Source organism: Leclercia sp. M50 (assembly GCF_037150775.1).
Classification (GTDB): Bacteria; Pseudomonadota; Gammaproteobacteria; order Enterobacterales; family Enterobacteriaceae; genus Enterobacter.
In genome coordinates this window covers 1-2,910 of sequence record NZ_JBBCPK010000200.1, presented here as the reverse complement: position 1 = coordinate 2,910, position 2,910 = coordinate 1, and the positions used below count along the sequence as shown (strand labels likewise).

Below are 2,910 nucleotides of genomic sequence, written 5' to 3'. Positions count from 1 at the left end.
GCGAAAGCCGTGACGATCGTGATAACCGCGAAGGTCGTGAGCGCCGTGAAGGACGTGACGAAAACCGTCGCAACCGCCGCGAGAAGCCGCAGCAGAACGCGGAAGAGCGTGAAATTCGCCAGCCGGTCAGCGAAGAGTCTGATAAAGGCAGACAGCGTGATGAGCAGCAGCCGCGCCGCGAACGTAACCGTCGTCGTAACGATGACAAACGTCAGGCCCAGCAGGAAGTTAAAGCGCTGAATCGCGACGAAGAGACCGCTCAGGATACTGAACAGGAAGAACGCGTTCAGGTGATGCCGCGCCGTAAGCAGCGTCAGATGAACCAGAAAGTGCGTTTCCAGTCTCAGGCTGAAGAAGCTGCGGTTGAAGCGATCGCACCACAGGCCGAGCCTGCACAGCGTACCGAGCTGGCTAAAGTTGATCTGCCTGCGGTGATTGAAAACGCACCTGAGCAGGAAGAAAATGCTGAAGGCCGTGAAAACGCCGGCATGCCGCGCCGTTCACGCCGCTCTCCGCGTCACCTGCGCGTGAGTGGTCAGCGTCGCCGTCGTTATCGTGACGAGCGTTATCCGCTGCAGTCGCCAATGCCGCTGGCTATTGCCTGTGCCTCCCCAGAAATGGCATCAGGTAAAGCCTGGATCCGTTATCCGGTAGCTCGCCCTCAGGAGCCACAGTTTGAAGAGCAGACCGTCGCTCAGGAAACTGCGCTCCCTGTTGCGCCAGTCGAAGTTGAAGCGATCGCTGACGCTGCTGCCGTCGTGATCCCAGAGCCGCAGGTGGTTGAAGTTGAAACTTCACATCCGGAAGTGATTGCTGCGCCAGTGACAGAACAGTCGCAGATCGTCACTCCTGACGATGCGGTCATCGCGAAGCAGATTGCAGATGACGCTGCCGTAGCTGAACCTGCTGTCGAAGAAGCCGCTGCCGTTGAAACGACTGAAACCACCGAAGCAGCCGTCGAGCCGCAGCCGGTCGTGGAAGTTGAAGTAGAAACGGAAGTTCAACCTGAGATTGAAATCGATGTTGAACCGGTTGAGGCCGCTGAAGTGGAACCTGAAGTCACTGACGTCGCTCACGTCGACGAGCCAGAAGTGAAGCCGGTTCCTGCAGTGAAGCCAGCGCCAGCCGCTCAGGTTCACGCTGAAGCCCATCACGCGACGGCTCCGATGACCCGTGCGCCGGCACCAGAATATGTTCCGGAAGCGCCGCGCCAGAGTGACTGGGTACGTCCGGCATTTGAATTTGACGGTAAAGGCTCTGCGGGGGGGCACAGCGCCACCCATCACGCCACTGCGCCAGCCACGCGCCCACAGCCGGCTGAATAAGCTTGCTTAAGCGCAAAAGCCGACCTTCGGGTCGGCTTTTTTATTGCCTCTGTTCTGGCCTGCGCATCCCTGTGATTTCAGGCATCACCTCTCTCATCATCTCCAGAAAACGACGCAGTCGCGCCGGATAGTAGCGAGACCAGGGATAGACAAGATGAACCGGCAACGCGGCGGGCTGCCAGTCAGGCACCAGATGAATCAGCCTGCCCTCACGGATATCCGCTTCGACAGTCCAGCTTGAGACCACGGCAACACCCAGCCCGGTAAGCGCGCTTTTACGCGCCACGTAGAGGCTGTCGGTACTCAAGCGCGGGGAGATAGCCACCCGCAGCGGTTGTGCGGCTTCCGCACTGAACAGTTCAACATGCTGACGATAAAAAGTATTGAGCGCCACCCAGGGCAGTGCGGAGAGATCTTCCGGTTTTTCTACTGGCGCAAACCGTGCCAGCAGCTCGGGTGACGCCACAATGCTGCGCGGCACCTCGGCCAGCAATACCGACACCGTGGCCGGGTCGATCTCCGCCCCTACCCGGATAGCGCAGTCGATATTGTCACTTAAAAAATCAGCCGAGCGGTCGTTGAGCATCCACTCCACATTGAGTCGTGGATAGCGCAGCAGGAACGCCGTTAATGGCTCCAGCAACTGCTCCTGTCCAAAGGCATGCGGCGCACGCACGCGAAGCACACCGACTGGCTCATCTTCTGTTTGCCCGACTTCATCCTCCAGCGCGTACCAGCTGTCAATGACCCGCCGGGCATGTTGATAGCAGCGTTCGCCGTCATCCGTCAGCTTCATGGCGTGTGTCGTTCGCAGGATCAGGCGCACACCCAGCAGCGTCTCCAGTGATTGCAGACGACGGCTGACGGTGGCCTGGCTGGTCACCATCTGCACCGCAGCGGCAGAGAGAGAGCCCGTCTCCACGATGCGCACAAAAGTACGCATCAGCTCTACCCGGTCTATACGTTCTGAACGTTTCATTTTTAATCCGGTTATACGTTACACGTATAAGTGTTTTAACACCGGGCCCGCTACCACCGCAAGGCGTGGTGATAAAGAATAGCGACACACCCGAAATGAGGAACTGCATATGAACTCCAGTACCCTGAGCCCAGCCGTCAGCCGTTGGGTAATTTTCATCCTTGCCATCGGCGCGGGCTTTAGCGTCGCCGCCATCTATTATGCTCAGCCGCTACTGCCGCTGATGGGCGCAGATTTGCATCTCAGTATTGAAGGGATGGGGATGGTGCCCACCCTGACGCAGGCAGGCTATGCGCTGGGGATCCTCTTCCTGCTGCCGCTTGGCGATCGCTATGACCGCCGCACCCTGATTGTGGTGAAAAGCATCGCGCTGGCATTGCTACTTTTGGCCTGTAGCCTGACGGCTCAGATGCATTCCCTGCTGCTGGTCAGCCTGCTGATTGGGATGACCGCCACCATGGCGCAGGATATCGTTCCGGCTGCGGCGATCCTCGCCCCGGAGGGTAAACAGGGGAAAACCGTCGGTACGGTGATGACCGGCCTGTTATTGGGGATCCTGCTTTCCCGTACGGTGAGCGGCGTGGTAGGTGAAGCTTTTGGCTGGCG

Annotated in this window: 2 protein-coding genes and 1 pseudogene; 2 read left to right on the top strand and 1 reads right to left on the bottom strand. The window is 58.8% G+C overall.

The window, feature by feature from the left end; all coding sequences use genetic code 11:
• Positions 1-1,325, top strand: a pseudogene (rne, locus tag WFM46_RS23415) (ribonuclease E); the annotation flags it as partial.
• Positions 1,326-1,365: 40 nt separating this feature from the next.
• Here the strand turns inward: rne and WFM46_RS23410 are convergent.
• Positions 1,366-2,304: a LysR substrate-binding domain-containing protein gene (locus WFM46_RS23410; protein ID WP_180209152.1), complete on the bottom strand. Its 939-nt coding sequence runs from the start codon at positions 2,302-2,304 to the stop codon at positions 1,366-1,368.
• 109 nt (positions 2,305-2,413) lie between these two features.
• Here WFM46_RS23410 and WFM46_RS23405 point away from each other — a divergent pair.
• A partial coding sequence (locus WFM46_RS23405; protein ID WP_336998689.1) for an MFS transporter occupies positions 2,414-2,910 on the top strand: 497 nt, incomplete at its 3' end.

What these genes read in the sequence shown, in the direction of transcription:
- WFM46_RS23410 (WP_180209152.1), bottom strand. Translation starts at nt 2,304, where the DNA reads ATGAAACGTTCAGAACGTATAGACCGGGTAGAGCTGATGCGTACTTTT.